The organism is Amycolatopsis orientalis DSM 40040 = KCTC 9412 (genome assembly GCF_000478275.1).
Classification (GTDB): Bacteria; Actinomycetota; Actinomycetes; order Mycobacteriales; family Pseudonocardiaceae; genus Amycolatopsis; species Amycolatopsis orientalis.
Genome location: NZ_ASJB01000062.1, coordinates 77,857 through 93,305 on the forward strand (window position 1 = coordinate 77,857; position 15,449 = coordinate 93,305).

Sequence of the window (15,449 nt, forward strand, 5' to 3'; positions counted from 1 at the left end):
CGCCCTTCGTCGCGTGAGATGCGGGGAAGGGCCCCTTCAGTCCAAGCCTCACCGCGGTCTGCGAGGGGGGCCGCGGGCGGTGTTGACTGGAGGGCATGATCAGCAGCGAACGAGTACGGACCACGGCCCGCCGGATTCCCGGGCTCCTCGTCTCGGTGATCCGCCGGGTCCGGAGCACCCTCGCGGCCGGGCGGCGTGGCGCGCTCGGCAAGGAGCACGGAGCCGTCCCCCGCGGCACGACCGTCTTCGACGACAGGGTGCCCGGCGTGGCCAACCTCGACCCGGCCCTCCTCGCCGCTCTGCGCAAGGCCGCGAAGGACGCCGCGGACGACGGTGTCGAGCTGTTCGTCAACAGCGGCTGGCGCTCACCGGAGTATCAGACCAAGCTTCGCCGCGACGCGGTCTCGAAGTACGGATCCGAAGAGGAAGCCGCCCGGTGGGTCGCCACGCCGGAGCGGTCCATTCACGTGGCGGGCCGCGCGGCGGACATCGGGCCGCCCGCTTCCGCGGCGTGGCTGTCCCAGCACGGCGCCCGGTACGGATTGTGCCGGATCTACCGCAACGAACCCTGGCACTACGAACTGCGCCCCGAGGCGATCGAGCACGGCTGCCCGCCCATGTACCCCGACCCCAGTCACGACCCGAGGTTGCGCGACTGATCCGAATGGGTGGGCGGGTGAATCCCGTTGGAAGATTACCCACCACGCACCGCGACATCGGACGGCGGCCCATCTCGGACCGCTATTCCGGAATCCGGGCTGGGTCCGGGGGACGTCCGGCGGAAAAGGCCACGTCATCGTCGCAGGACGGCCGGTCGCGGCACCGGACAGGGCATCCCGAATGTCGGATCGACAAACTCGGGTAAACCACACCGACGGGACGCTTGTTGTCAATCCCGGAGACACCTCGGCGCCATTCGTCACCAATAACGCGCCCTGATGTCCGCGTTTTCACTCACGCAGAGTGCCCATTCTCGCCGGACCGAACCACCTTTCACGGCACTGCCGCTCGATCAGCCTGTGCCCGCCCCGTGTCGGAAGGGGTGGGCACGCCGGCATCCTGCCGACCATGGCGTCGCGGATGCCTCAACACCCTGTCCAGCATGGCATCGACCGCTTTGCTCATGGGGTTCGACGGCTCACGGGGTCCCCGGCCGTCCGGTGTCGTCACCTGGGGATTTCGTGTTTCCGGAACTCGATCGGCGTAAGGGACCGAGGAATGGAACGTCGATTCGACCATTCGTGTGAATAATTGTCGATGGACGGAACGTGGCCGCCAGGTGCCATGATCATCCCGCCCGGAAAAGCAAGCCCTGCGAACGGACCAATCTTCCCTGCGAACAGCCTAGCCGGGCGCCTCAGGGTTGCGCGGGTATCACGCGGGGGCGTTGTACTAAAAGGGTGGGGAACGAGTCAATAGCCAAGAGAAAAGTTCCGGAAAGTGATCTTGTAAGCCGACCTGGCTGCGGAAATCACACTGTTTGTCAATTGCCGACAACGATTGATCATGTCATGCTGCCATGGTGAGCACTCACTGGGGCTGTGCGCACTAACTGGGGCTGAGGGGGTGCGACGGTGACTCGCGATCATGAGGAAATCGTGGACTTTCCACGGTGAGACCACTGATTCGAGCGCGAGGCCGGGTTCATCCCGCGATCTTGTCCAGTAGTGCGCGTTGGCTTCGTCCAACAGAACGTAAGACGGCTTGCCCGGTCGAGGCAGTCGAGTAGAACTGAAGGTAGCCCGTGTGCATGCGGGGCTGCCGACGCTTTTCGAGGGGGATCCTCAACGTCGAGGACACCCCGCCGCGCAGCCGAGTCCGGCGCCGGACGGGATCTTGGTGTCCAACCATCGAGGCTGAGCACTTGGACTGCGCGGTTTTCCATGCCATACCGCGAAGTTGCCGTATAAAAGATTCAATGGGGGCTAGGTGGATCCGACGAGAGTTGACCTATCCGCTCTCCCGATCGTCGAGATCGAGCTGTCCAGGCTGTCCTCCGTACGTTCGCCGCGAACCTCGGGCGAGGATCCGGAGCACGTCGAGGCGCTGTTGTCGGCCGAGTGGGAGCTTCCGCCTATTCTCGTGCACCGTCCAACGATGCAGGTGGTCGATGGTCTGCACCGGTTGAAGGCGGCGCGCGTCAGGGGCGACACGAAAATCCGCGCCAAGTTCGTCGACGGCACCGAATCCGATGCCTTCGTCCTGGCCGTGGAAGCGAACATCCGGCACGGCCTGCCGCTTTCGCTCGCCGATCGCAAACGGGCGGCCGTCCAGATCATCGGGACGCATCCGCAGTGGTCCGATCGGCGGGTGGCCTCGGCGACCGGTATCTCCGCCGGCACGGTGGCGGATCTGCGCAAACGTGGTGGTGAAGGCGGGAACGAGGCCAGGATCGGGCGGGACGGGCGGATCCGGCCCGTCGACAGCACGGAGAGACGAAGACTCGCCGCCGACCTGATCCGCAACGATCCCGGCCTTTCGCTCCGGCAGGTCGCCAAGCAGGTCGGCATCTCGCCGGAGACGGTCCGGGACGTGCGAGGACGGCTGGAACGCGGGGAGAGCCCGACCCCGGACGGGAGCAGGAGGTTGCGGACCAAGACACATCCGCTGAGCCTGACGGAGTCCGAACTGGGCCATGCGCTGGATCGCGAGCGGGTCGCCGTGCTGGAGCGGCTCAAGGCCGATCCCACTCTGCGGCTGAGCGAGGTCGGCCGGATCCTGCTGCGGATGCTCGCCATGCACTCCATCGACGGACAGGAGTGGGAGAGGATCCTGCGCGGGGTCCCGCCGCACCTGTACGGCGTGGTCGCCGGCTTCGCCAGGGATCATGCCCGGGTCTGGGCGGGTTTCGCGGATCATCTGGAGAACCGGGCGACCGATCTGGCCGCCGGCTGAGCGGGTGGCCCGCGGCGGACGTCATGGTCCACAGTGGACATCACGACTCGTTCCGCCGCGGTGCCCAGTCAGTCGCTCGACATCGGCCGGTGCGCGGCTTAAGAAGTAGAGGTGACCATCGAGAAGGTGCTTGTCGTCGGGACCGGGCTGATCGGTACCTCGGTCGCGCTGGCCCTTCGCGAAAAGGACGTGGCGGTCCACCTCTCCGACGCCGACGCGCGGGCCGCGGCGCTCGCACGGGACCTCGGTGCCGGCCGGGAATGGGCGGGCGAAGAGGTCGACCTGGCCCTGATCGCCGTTCCGCCGCACCTGGTGGGGGAGCGGCTGGCCGCGCTGCAGAAGCGAGGGGCCGCTCGGGCTTACACCGACGTGGCCAGCGTCAAGGTCGATCCGATCGCCGACGCGGAACGGCTCGGCTGCGACCTGACCTCTTACGTGCCCGGCCATCCGCTCGCCGGCCGGGAGAAATCCGGACCGGCGGCGGCCCGCGCCGATCTGTTCCTCGGCCGTCCCTGGGCACTGTGCCCCGGCACGGAGACGGACGCGGATGCCTTGCGGCTGACCGGGGAACTGGTGTCGTTGTGCGGGGCGAAGGCCGTCACGGTGGACGCGCGCGAGCACGATGCGGCGGTGGCGCTGGTCTCGCACGCCCCGCATGTGGTGGCGTCGGCGATGGCGGCGAGCCTGACGGGTGGTGACGACGTCGCACTGGGCCTGGCGGGGCAGGGATTACGGGACGTGACGCGGATCGCGGCCGGGGATCCCTTGCTGTGGCGGATGATCCTCGCGGGGAACGCCCTGCCGGTCGCGGGAGTGCTCGACCGGATCGCGGGCGATCTCGCGGCGGCGGCCTCGGCGTTGCGGTCCGGCGACCTGGACGAGGTGACGGATCTGCTGCGGCGCGGCGTCGCGGGACAAGGCCGGATCCCGGCGGGTTCCCCGGGACGCTGAGACGGCGAACGCCGCCTTCGTGTTTTCGCTGTACAGCAAGCGAATTCCGTTCTTGCCGGGAGTCACCGGCGATTCCCCGGAAGTGCGATCCCCGACGCGTCCAAGTGTCGAAAATGCTCGCTTGGACCCACTCGTGGACATCGACTCGATTAAGCACGATTGAGATCGCCGACTTGGCTTACGAGAGAGGTGACCGGATGGAAGTGGTGTTGCGCTTCGAGGGGGTGGACAAGAGCGAGAACGACCCCGATCCCTGGGTGACGAAGGTCCGCAAGGGGACGGTGCGCCGGGTACTCGCCTACTTCCGCCCGCACATCGGCAAGGTGGCGCTCTTCGTTCTCGTCGCCGTGCTGGAGTCGCTCATCGTCGTCGCAACCCCCTTGCTGCTGAAGGAACTCATCGACGGCGGCATCGTCAAGAACGATCCCGGGGTCGTGGTCCTGATGGCCTCCCTCACGGCCGGACTCGCCGTGCTGGCCGCGGCGCTGGCGCTGCTGTCCGGCTACATCTCCGGAAAGATCGGCGAGGGGATCACCTACGACCTCCGGGTGCAGGCGCTCGACCACGTCCGGCGGCTGCCGATCGCGTTCTTCACCCGCACCCAGACCGGTGTCCTGGTCGGCAGGCTGCACACCGAACTGATCATGGCGCAGCAGCATTTCACCGGTTTGCTGATGGCCGCCACCAGTTTGGTCATGGTCGTGGTGGTGCTGGCCGAGCTGATCTACCTTTCGTGGCTCGTCGCCGTCATCTCGCTGCTGCTGATCCCGATCTTCCTCGTGCCGTGGATCCGGGTCGGGCGGGCGATCCAGCGGCGCAGCATCCGGCTGATGGACGCGAACACCGGCCTCGGCGGACTTCTCCAGGAGCGGTTCAACGTCCAGGGCGCGATGCTCTCCAAGCTCTTCGGCCGTCCGGACGAGGAGATGGCCGAGTACGCGGACCGCGCCGGGAAGATCCGCGAGGTCGGCGTGAGCCTTTCCGTCTGGGGCCGGATGGCCTTCGTGATGATGGGGCTGATGGCCTCGCTCGCCACGGCGCTCGTCTACGGGATCGGCGGCGGGCTCGTGCTCGCGGGGGCCTTCCAGCTCGGCACGCTGGTCGCCATCGCCACGCTGCTTTCGCGGCTGTTCGGGCCGATCACCCAGCTGTCCGGGATGCAGGAGCTCGCGCAGACCGTCGTGGTCAGCTTCTCCCGGGTCTTCGAGCTGCTCGACCTGAAGCCGCTGATCCAGGAGCGTCCCGACGCGGTCGAACTCGAAAAGGACGTGGCGCCGGACATCGAGTTCGAGGACGTGGTGTTCCGCTATCCCACCGCGGACGAGGTCTCGCTGGCGTCGCTGGAACACCTGCGCGCCGAGCGGGAGCGCGGGGAGGTGTCGCCGGATGTCCTGCGCGGCGTGAATTTCCACGTGCGGGCCGGAACGCTCACCGCGCTCGTCGGCCCGTCCGGCGCGGGGAAGAGCACCATCACCCACCTGGTGTCCCGGCTGTACGACCCGAACTCCGGAAGCGTCCGCGTCGGCGGGCACGATCTGCGGGACCTCAGCTTCGCCTCGCTCCGCGACACGGTGGGCGTGGTCAGCCAGGACGCCTACCTCTTCCACAACACGATCCGGGAGAACCTTCTCTACGCGCGTCCGACAGCCACCGAGGACGAGCTGATCGAGGCGTGCAAGGGGGCCCAGATCTGGGACCTGATCGAATCCCTCCCGCTCGGGTTGGACACCGTCTCGGGTGATCGCGGCTACCGCATGTCGGGCGGGGAGAAGCAGCGACTGGCCATCGCCAGGCTGCTGCTGAAGGAGCCGACGATCGTCGTGCTCGACGAAGCCACCGCGCATCTGGACTCCGAATCGGAGGCCGCCGTCCAGCGGGCGCTCAAGACCGCGCTGCGCAGCCGTACCTCGCTGGTGATCGCCCACCGGTTGTCCACGATCCGCGAGGCCGACCAGATCCTCGTGATCGACGGCGGCCGGGTGCGGGAGCGCGGGACGCACGACGAGCTGCTGGCCGAAGGTGGCCTTTACGCCGAGCTCTACCGCACGCAGTTCGCCGACCCGGCGAACGACGCGGCCAAGCCGGAAATCGAAGAAGCCGAGCTGGACGAGCCTGAGCCTCAGCCGGCGATCCAACCCATTGGCTTCGGAGGATGACGATGAATTCCGCAGCGCGGACCCCCGCGACGGTGCTGGAGCTGTTCGCCTCGCGGGTGGGGCGGACGCCCGGCGCGGTGGCCGTGGTCGACGGCGACCGGGTGCTGACCTACCGGGAACTCGACGAGGCCGCGGGCCTGCTGGCCGGACGGCTGGCGGGCCGGGGCATCCGCCGTGGCGACCGGGTCGCGGTGATGATGGGCCGCTCGGCGGATCTGCTGGTGGCGCTGCTCGCCGTGTGGAAGGCGGGGGCGACGTACGTACCGGTGGACGCCGCCTATCCGGCGCCGCGGGTGGAATTCATGGTGCGCGATTCGGCGGCCGCGCTGATGGTGTGCTCGGTCGCGTCGCGTGACGCCGTACCGGAGGGCGTCGATTCGCTCGTGGTGGACGCCGTCACGGACGAGGACGGGCGTGCGCCGACGGCCACGGTGCGCCCGGAGGACCTGGCGTTCGTGATGTACACGTCCGGCTCCACGGGCAGGCCCAAGGGGGTGGCGATCACCCAGGGCAGTGTCGCGGACTTGGTGCGGGACCCCGGTTGGGCGATGGGGCCGGACGACGCCGTGCTGATGCATTCACCGCACGCCTTCGACGCGTCCCTGTTCGAGGTCTGGACGCCGCTGGCCTCGGGCGCGCGGGTGGTGATCGCCGAACCGGGTTCGGTGGACGTGCGGCGCCTGCGCGCCGCGGCCGCGGCCGGGGTGACGCGGGTGTACCTGACCGCGGGGAGTTTCCGCGCGGTGGCGGAGGAGGCGCCGGAGTCGTTCGCGGCGTTCCGTGAGGTGCTGACCGGCGGTGACGTGGTGCCCGCGCACGCGGTGCAGCGGGTGCGGCAGGCCTGTCCCGAGGCGCGGTTCCGGAACATGTACGGGCCGACGGAAGCGACGATGTGCGCGACGTGGTACCCGCTGGAACCGGGCGAGGTGCTGGGTGCGGTGGTGCCGATCGGACGTCCGCTGGCCGGCCGCCGGGTCCAGGTGCTCGACGAGTCGCTGCGCCCGGTGGAGCCGGGCGTGGTCGGCGACCTGTACCTCTCCGGATGTCTGGCGGAGGGCTACTTCGGCCGGCCGGGGCTGACGGCGGAGCGGTTCGTCGCGGATCCCTCCGCGCCGGGACAGCGGATGTACTGGACGGGTGACCTCGCCCAGTGGACGGCGGACGGTGAGCTGCTGTTCGCGGGCCGGGCCGACGACCAGGTGAAGGTCCGCGGGTTCCGGATCGAGCCCGGCGAGATCGAGGCCGCGCTGATCGCCCAGCCGGAGGTCCACGACGCCGTGGTCGCGGCGATCGAGGGACGGCTGATCGGCTACGTGGTGGCCGATGAGGACGTGGATCCCGTCGTCGTCCGCGAGCGCCTCCGCGCGGAATTGCCGGAATACCTGGTTCCCGTCGTCGTCCTCACGCTGGACGCGTTGCCCTTGACCCGTAACGGAAAGGTGGACAGGGCGGCGCTGCCCGCGCCCGAGTTCGCGACGGGCGCCGCGGGCCGTGAACCCGCCACCGAGGAGGAACGCGTCCTTTGTGGACTGTTCGCCGACGTGCTCCGGCTCGACCGGGCCGGGGTCGACGACGGCTTCTTCGACCTGGGCGGGGATTCGATCTTCGCGATGCGCCTGGCGGCACGCGCGGCCAAGGCGGGCCTGCTGGTGACACCCGTCCAGATCTTCGAGGAGAAGACCCCCGCGCGGCTGGCGGCGGTGGCGCGTCCGGTACCGGCCGACGAGCCCCTCGACGGCCCCCTGCTCGATTTGACCGAAGCGGAGGAGGCGGAGCTGGCGATCGCCGCTCCGGGTGCCGAGGAGATCTGGCCGCTGGCGCCGTTGCAGGAGGGGTTGCTCTTCGAGTCGATCCTGGACGACGAGGGCTCCGACATCTACCAGGTGCAGGTGATCCTGGAGCTGAACGGGCCGCTGGACGAAGCCCGGCTGCGGGCCGCGTGGGACACGGTCGTCCACCGGCACCCCGAGCTTCGGCTCACCTTCCACCGGCTCGAGTCGGGCAAGACGGTGCAGGCCGTCCACGGGGACGTCGCCGTGCCGTGGCGGGCGGTGGATCTGGCGGGTGCCGACGACGTCGACGCGGCCGTCGGGGCCTTGGCCGGACAGGAACAGGGAAAGCGGTTCGATCTCGCCAAGGCGCCGCTGGTCCGGCTGGTGCTGATCCGGATCGGCGAGGACCGGCACCGGCTGCTGTTCGTCATCCACCACATCCTGGTCGACGGCTGGTCGGTGGCGGTGATCCTCAACGAGGTCGCCGACGCGTACACGGCGGGCGGACGGCTGCCGGAACAGCGCGGCGGCGCCTCCTTCAAGGACTACCTGGCGTGGCTGGACCGGCAGGACAAGGACGCGGCGAGGGCGGCCTGGCGCGACGAGCTGGCCGGTCTCGACGAGCCCGCGCTGATCGCGACGACGTCCGTCGAGACGGACTACGACTACCGCGCCACCCACCTGACCCCGGCGCTGCACACCAGGCTGCTGGAGTTCGCCCGTGAGCACGGGCTGACGCCGAGCACGGTGGTGCACGCCGCCTGGGCGCTGGTGCTGGCGCGTCTCACGCGGCGGACCGACGTGGTGTTCGGCACCATGGTCGCGACCCGCCCCGCGGAACTCGAGGGTATCGAGTCGATGCCGGGCCTGCTGATGAGCGCGGTGCCGGTGCGGGTGCCCCTCGACGGCGGCCAACCGGTCGTGGACCTGCTGACCGACCTGCACACCAGGCAGACGGCCCTCAAACCGCATCAGCATCTGGGCCTGCCGGAGATCCAGAAGGCGGCCGGACCCGGCGCGGGCTTCGACACGCTGCTGGTGATCGAGAACTACCCGCGGGAGTACGCCGCTCAGTTCACGCATCTGCGCACCATCGAAGGCACGCACTATCCGCTGACCCTCGGCATCACGCCCGGGGAGCGGTTCAAGATCCAGCTCGGCTACTGGCAGGGACAGGTTCCCGACGCCGTCGCCGAATCGCTGCTGGAGTGGTTCGTCGGCGCGATCGGCGCGCTGGTCGCCGATCCCGCCCGCCCGGTGGGGCGGATCGGGGTGGGCACGGCCGAGACGCGCGAGTGGGCCGCGCCGTTGGTGGCGGGCGAGCCGCTGCCGTCGCTGGTCGGACGGATCGCGGCGCGGCTGCCGGACAACGTGGCGCTGGTGGACAGCGAGGGTGAGCTGTCCTACGCGGAGTTGTGGGAGCGGTCGCTGAAGCTCGCGGCCGTGTTGCGGGACAACGGTGTCGGGTCCGAAAGCCGGGTCGGCCTGGTGGTGGGGCGCTCGTCCTGGTGGACGGTCGGCATGCTGGGCGTGTTGCTGGCGGGCGGCACTTTCGTGCCGGTGGACCCGGCCTATCCGGACGAGCGCAAGGAATGGATCTTCCGGAGCGCGGATCCGATGCTGGTGGTGTGCGAGGGGACGACGCGGGGAGCGGTGCCCGTCGAGTTCGCGGACCGGCTGCTGGTGGTCGACGACGTCGACCTGTCGGCGACTCCGGAAGCGGAGCTGCCGCGAGTGGATCCGCGCAGCGCCGCGTACGTGATCTACACGTCGGGGTCGACGGGAACTCCGAAGGGAGTCGTCGTCACCCATACCGGCCTGGGAAACCTGGCGCTGGCGCATATCGACCGGTTCCGGGTGACGCCGTCGTCGCGGGTGCTGCAGTTCGCCGCGCTCGGCTTCGACACCATCGTGTCCGAGGTGATGATGGCGTTGCTGTCGGGCGCGACGCTGGTGGTGCCGCCGGAGCAGGAACTGCCGCCCCGGATGGCGTTCTCCGAAACGCTGGAACGGTGGGGCATCACGCAGGTGAAGGCGCCGCCGTCGGTGCTGGGCACGGTCGACGCGCTGCCGCCGACCGTGGAAACGGTGGTGGCGGCGGGCGAACTCTGCCCGCCGGGTCTGGTGGACCGGCTGTCCGCGGACCGGCGGATGATCAACGCCTACGGGCCGACCGAGACCACGATCTGCGCGACGATGAGCCTGCCGCTGACGCCGGGTCAGCATCCGATCCCGTTCGGTGGCCCGGTTCCCGGGGTGCGCGGATATCTGCTGGACTCGTTCCTGCGTCCGCTGCCTCCCGGGGTGACCGGTGAGCTGTACCTTTCCGGGATCGGGGTGGCCCGCGGCTATCTGGGCCGTCCGGGGCTGACGGCGGAGCGGTTCGTCGCCGATCCGTTCGCCCCCGGTGAGCGGATGTACCGGACCGGGGACCTGGCCTACTGGACCGACCAGGGTGAGCTGGTGTCCGCCGGGCGCGCCGACGACCAGGTCAAGATCCGCGGGTTCCGGGTCGAACCCCGCGAGATCGAGTTCGCCTTGTCCGCCTACCCCCGGATCACGCAGGCCACGGTGACCGTCCGCGAAGACCGCCTGCTCGCCTACGTGACACCGGGCGACATCGACACGCAGGCGGTGCGGAAACATCTCGCGTCCCGGATGCCCCAGTACATGGTGCCCGCGGCGGTGGTGGCGCTGGACACCCTGCCGCTGACGGCGCACGGGAAGATCGACCGGCGCGCGCTACCCGATCCCGAGTTCACCACCGGGGCGCCCGCCAGGGAACCGGCCACCGAGACCGAGCGGGTGCTGTGCGAGTTGTTCGCCGGTGTCCTCGGTCTGGAGCAGGTCGGGGTGGACGACAGTTTCTTCGATCTGGGCGGGGACTCCATCCTTTCGATGCAGCTGGCGGCGCGGGCACGGCGTTCGGGGCTGACGTTCTCCGCCGCCGACGTCTTCGACGGGAAGACACCGGAGCGGATCGCGCGGCTGGCGGAGGAATCGGCGCCGCCGGAGCCGGGGCGTCCGGCGAAATCCGACGGTGTGGGCGAGGTCCCGTGGACGCCGGTGACGCGGATGCTGGGCGACGGCGTCACGGGATCGGCGTTCGCGCAGTGGATGGTGGTGGGCGCGCCCGCGGATCTGACGGAGAAGACGGTGGCGGCCGGGTTCGCGGCCGTGGTGGACGCGCACGACATGCTGCGGGCACGGGTCGTCGACGACGAGAGCGGCCGTCGCCTGCTGGTCGGCGAGCGTGGTTCGGTCACCGGGTCGGTCACCCGCGTGGGACTCGACGGCCGTCCGGTGGACGAGGTCGTCGAGGAGGCGGCGCGCGACGCCGTGAGCAAGCTGGATCCGTCGGCTGGCGTGCTGGCGCGGGCGGTGTGGGTGGACGCCGGACCGGACCGGATCGGGCGGCTCGTGGTGGTGGTGCACCACCTGTCGGTCGACGGTGTGTCGTGGCGGGTGCTGCTTTCGGATCTGCAAAGCGCTTGCGAGGCGGTGGCCGCGGGCCGGGAGCCGGTGCTGGAGCCGGTGGAGGTGTCCTTCAAGCAGTGGGCGGGCCTGCTCGGTGAGTGGGCGGTCTCCGCGGAGCGCGTCGGGGAATTGGCGGCGTGGAAGGCGATCCTCGGACAGGAGCAGCCGGCCGCCACCCGTGAGCTGACCACGAGTCAGGCCGCGAAGGGCGAAGTGCGCTCGCGGTCGTGGGTGGTGCCGAAGACGGAGACGTCGGCGTTGGTCGGGCGGGCACCGGTCGTGTTCCACTGCGGCGTCCACGAGATCCTGCTCGCCGGGCTGGCCGGAGCGGTGACGCGGTGGCGTGGCGGGGACACGGTCCTGGTGGACGTGGAAAGCCACGGCCGCCATCCGGCCGACGGGATGGATCTGTCCCGGACGGTGGGCTGGTTCACCAGCGCGCATCCGGTCCGGCTGGAAGTGGCGGGGACCGAGCTGGCCGACGTGCTCGCCGGTGGTCCGGCGGCCGGGCGTCTGCTGAAGACGGTCAAGGAGCAGTCGCGGGCCGTGCCCGGCGACGGGCTCGGCTACGGACTGCTGCGCTACCTCAATGACACGACCGCGCCGGTACTGGCGGAACTGCCGTCGGCGCGGATCGGGTTCAACTACATGGGCAGGTTCGCCACCGGTGAGGACAGCGGGGTGCGGGCGTGGCAGCCGGTCGGGGACATCGGCAGCTCGCTCGAACCCGGAATGGGCCTGCCGCACGCGATCGAGGTCAACGCGATCGTCCAGGACCTGCCGGACGGGCCCGAACTGACGCTCATGCTGGAATGGCAGGAGGATTTGCTCGGCGAAGCCGAGATCGACCAACTGGGCCAAGGGATGCTGGCCGTGCTGGCCGGGCTCGCCCGGCAGGCGGAGGATCCCGCCGCGGGCGGGCACACCGCGTCCGACTTCGCTCTCGTCGCACTGGGCCAGGACGAGATCGAGGCCCTCGAAGCCGAATTCGCGGACGCCGGTGGGGTGGCCGACCTGCTGCCGCTGTCACCGTTGCAGCACGGTCTCGCCTTCCACGCCGGTTTCTCCGGTGACGGCGTCGATGTCTATACCGCGCAAGCGGTGCTGGAACTGACCGGTCCGCTGGACATGCCGCTGCTGCGGAAGTCCGTCCGCGCGCTCCTGGACAGGCACGCGAATCTGCGCGCCGGCTTCCGGCACGCCGCCGACGGGTCCGCGTACCAGGTGATCCCCGGTGCCCTGGCGGTGCCGGTGACCCTGGTGGACGTGACCGGGTCGGCGGATCCGGAGGCCGAGGCGGCGGCGGTGGCCGCGGCCGAGCGGGCCCGGCCGTTCGATCTGGCCAAGCCCCCGCTGCTGCGGCTGACGGTGGTGGCCTTGGGCGAGAACGACCACCGGCTGGTGCTGACCAACCACCACATCCTGCTCGACGGCTGGTCGACGCCGCTGCTGCTGGACGAACTGCTCACGCTGTACCGCGACGGGGCGGTTCCGTCCGCGCTCGCGCCGGTCAACCCGTACCGGGAGTACCTGGCCTGGGTGCGCGAAACCGATCGGGACGCGGCGATCACCGCCTGGCGCGACGCCTTGGCGGGACTGCCGGAGCCGACGCTGGTCGCGGCCGACCGGGCGGTCCCGGTCCAGGTGCCCGGGCAGATGTGGGCCGAACTGGACGAGGCGTTCGCCGGTGCGCTGGCCGCGCGGGCCCGCGAGTGCGGGGTCACCGTCAGCACGATGCTGCAGGCGGTGTGGGGCATGGTGCTGGCCGCGATCACCGGACGCGACGACGTCGTGTTCGGGGCGGTGGTGTCCGGCCGCCCGGCGGAACTGCCCGGCATCGAGACCATGGTCGGGCTGTTCATCAACACCGTCCCGGTCCGGGTCCGGATGGAACCCCGGCACACCTTCGCCGAACTGGTGAAGGAAGTGCAGGACGAGCAGATCGCCTTGCTGGCCCATCACCACGTCGGCCTCACCGACATCCAGCAGACCGCCGGACTGGGCAGGCTGTTCGACACGCTCGTCGTCTACGAGAACTACCCCCGGCCAGCCGAGACCGCCGACGCGGAACCGGATCGGTTGCGGGTGCTGGGAATGACCGCCGCCGACGCCACGCACTATCCGCTGGCGCTGGCCGTCGTCCCGGGCGAAAGCCTGCGGCTGCGGCTGGAACACCAGCCCGCGATGTTCACCACCGAGCAGGCGGCCGCCGTGCTGGACCGGTTCACGCGGGTGCTCGAAGCCGTGGTCGCCGATCCGGGGACGCCGCTCGCGGCGGTGCCGATCCTGTCCGAGTCCGAACAGCGAGAGCTGCGGGCGCGCAACGACACCGCGGTGCCGGTGCCGGACCGGACGCTGCCGGAGTTGTTCGCCGCGCAGGTCGCCGCCACCCCGGACGCGACCGCGGTGACCTTCGAGGACCGGTCGCTGTCCTACGCCGAACTCGACGCCCGCGCCGATCGGCTGGCACGCCGGCTCATCGAGCGGGGTGTCGGTCCCGAAGGCCTGGTCGCGGTGATGATGCCCCGGTCGCTGGACCTGGTCGTCACGGTGCTGGCGATCACCAAGACCGGAGGAGCCTGGCTGCCGATCGACCCGGTCTACCCGGCCGATCGTGTCACCTACATCCTCGACGACGCCCGGCCGGCACTGGTGATCACGAGCGCCGCGCTGGCGGACTCGCCCGCCGGTGAGGTGCTGGCGGCACGGCCGGCGACGGTGGTGCTCGACGATCTCGCGACCGCGGGCGGCGAGCACACGCCGGTCACCGACGCCGATCGGATCCGGCCGCTGGATCCGCGTCATCCGGCCTACCTCATCTACACCTCGGGCTCGACCGGCCGCCCCAAGGCCGTCGTCGTCACCCACCGGAACCTGGCGAACTATCTGTTCCACTGCGGGAAGAAGTACCCGGGGCTGCGGGGACGGTCGCTGCTGCATTCGTCGATCGCCTTCGACCTGACGGTCACCGCGATGCTCACCCCGCTCACCGTCGGGGGAACGGTCCAGGTCGGTGCGCTGGAAGACCTGATCGGCACGGTGGAAAGCGCCCCGGCGCTGTTCCTCAAGGCCACGCCGAGCCATTTGCAGACGCTGGAGACCGGCTCCCGGGAGATCGCCGTTCCCGGTGATCTCCTGCTCGGCGGCGAACAGTTGTCCGTCGAGACGGTCGCCGACTGGCGCCGGACGTATCCGAACACCGTGGTGGTCAACGAATACGGGCCGACGGAGGCGACGGTCGGGTGCGTCGAATACCGGCTCGAACCCGGGCAGGCGGCGCCGTCCGGCGACGTGGTGCCGATCGGCACCCCGATGACGAACATGCGGGCGTTCGTCCTGGATTCGTGGCTGCGGCCGGTGCCGCCGGGCGCGGTGGGCGAGTTGTACGTGTCCGGTGCGGGCGTGGCACGGGGTTATCTGGGGCGGGCGGGGCTGACCGCGACGCGGTTCGTGGCCGATCCGTTCGGTGCCGGTGAACTGATGTACCGGACCGGGGACCTGGTGCGGTGGAACCCGGACGGGGAACTGGTCTTCGCCGGCCGTGTCGACGACCAGGTGAAGGTGCGGGGATACCGCATCGAACCCGGTGAGATCGAGGCGGCACTGGAGGCGCACGAATCGGTGGGGCAGGCCGTCGTACTGGCCAGGGACAGTGCTTCCGGCAAACGACTGATCGGCTATGTGACTCCCGCCGGGGACACCGGGGTGGACGTCGCCGCGGTGCGCGCGGCCGTGGCGGCCCGGCTGCCGGAGTACATGGTGCCCGCGGCGGTGGTGGTGCTCGACGCGCTTCCGTTGACGGCCAACGGGAAAGTGGACCGGGACGCGCTGCCGGATCCCGACTTCAACGAACGCGTCTCGGGCCGGGAACCCGTCACGGAGGCCGAACGGCTGCTGTGCGCGCTTTTCGCCGAGGTCCTCGGCCTGGAGCGGGCAGGCGCGGACGACAGTTTCTTCGAACTGGGCGGGGATTCGATCCTGTCGATGCGACTGGCGGCGCGGGCGCACCGCGAGGGAATGGCCTTCGGCGCACGCGAGGTGTTCGAGCTGCGGACGCCCGCCGGGATCGCGGCGATCGTCGAGCGGGCACCGGATGTGCCCGCCGCGGCGGACTATGCCGGGTCCGACGTCGCCCTGCTCGAACTGAACCAGGACGAAATCGACGAATTCGAAGCCGAGTTCGACGCCTCGTGAGTGG

The 15,449-nt window shown here is 70.1% G+C and carries 5 protein-coding genes; all 5 read left to right on the forward strand.

Annotation, left to right across the window (positions count from 1 at the left end; all coding sequences use genetic code 11):
• Positions 1-95: 95 nt before the first annotated feature.
• The 5 genes from L324_RS20885 to L324_RS20905 all read left to right on the forward strand — a co-directional run bounded on the left by L324_RS20885 (position 96) and on the right by L324_RS20905 (position 15,445).
• Positions 96-659 carry a M15 family metallopeptidase gene (locus L324_RS20885; protein ID WP_037311007.1) on the forward strand — a complete coding sequence of 188 codons (564 nt, stop codon included), beginning with the start codon at positions 96-98 and terminating at the stop codon, positions 657-659.
• 1,438 nt (positions 660-2,097) lie between these two features.
• The gene (locus L324_RS20890) at positions 2,098-2,895 is read left to right on the forward strand and encodes a helix-turn-helix domain-containing protein (protein WP_037311010.1); all 798 of its coding nucleotides are present in this window, start codon (positions 2,098-2,100) and stop codon (positions 2,893-2,895) included.
• A gap of 111 nt (positions 2,896-3,006) precedes the next feature.
• Positions 3,007-3,846, forward strand: coding sequence for a prephenate dehydrogenase (locus L324_RS20895; protein WP_037311012.1), 840 nt, complete (start codon positions 3,007-3,009; stop codon positions 3,844-3,846).
• A 197-nt stretch (positions 3,847-4,043) separates the two neighbouring features.
• Entirely contained in the window at positions 4,044-6,002 is a 1,959-nt protein-coding gene (locus L324_RS20900) for an ABC transporter ATP-binding protein (RefSeq protein ID WP_037311015.1), read from the forward strand.
• A 2-nt stretch (positions 6,003-6,004) separates the two neighbouring features.
• Complete coding sequence (locus tag L324_RS20905; RefSeq protein WP_037311018.1) at positions 6,005-15,445, forward strand: non-ribosomal peptide synthetase; 9,441 nt, start codon at positions 6,005-6,007, stop codon at positions 15,443-15,445.
• Positions 15,446-15,449 lie beyond the last annotated feature (4 nt).